This is a genomic window from Pantoea sp. Pa-EAmG, assembly GCF_030024295.1.
Classification (GTDB): Bacteria; Pseudomonadota; Gammaproteobacteria; order Enterobacterales; family Enterobacteriaceae; genus Pantoea; species Pantoea dispersa.
In genome coordinates, this window is record NZ_JASEWO010000405.1 from 1 (window position 1) to 676 (window position 676).

Consider the following 676-nt stretch of genomic DNA (forward strand, 5'->3'; position numbering starts at 1 on the left):
AAAGCCGATACCGATGTTGCCGCCGTCCGGTGCGAGGATCGCGGTGTTAATACCAATCAGTTCACCGTTCAGGTTCACCAGCGCACCGCCGGAGTTACCGCGGTTAATCGCTGCATCGGTCTGGATGAAGTTTTCGTAGTTTTCCGCATTCAGGCCGCTGCGGCCCAGCGCAGAAACGATACCTGAGGTCACGGTTTCACCCAGGCCGAACGGGTTGCCGATCGCCACGGTGTAGTCACCGACGCGCAGTGCGTCAGAGTCGGCAAGCTTAATCGCCGTCAGGTTTTTCGGATCCTGGATCTGGATCAGCGCAATGTCGGAGCGCGGATCTTTACCCACCACTTTCGCATCAAACTTGCGACCGTCGCTCAGCTGTACCTTGATGGTGCTGGCGTTATCAACAACGTGGTTGTTGGTCACCACGTAGCCTTTCGCCGCGTCAATAATGACGCCCGAGCCCAGCGCCATGAATTTTTGTTGCTGGCCGCCGCCCTGGCCGTTATCCCCGGCGCCGCCGCCCTGACAGAACGGAGAGCTCTGGAATGGCGAACCGTCCTGGCAGAACGGCGAGTTGTCACCAAAGAACTGCTGGAAGTTACGCGGCATGCGCGGCGTATTGACCGTCGTGCTGCCCTCAACGTTAATACTCACCACCGATGGCATCACTTTTTCGAGC

At 58.3% G+C, this 676-nt stretch carries 1 protein-coding gene; it reads right to left on the reverse strand.

The features are described from left to right. Positions 1–676: trypsin-like peptidase domain-containing protein (locus tag QMM04_RS22935; protein ID WP_282997193.1), on the reverse strand; the 676-nt coding region annotated here is incomplete at both ends.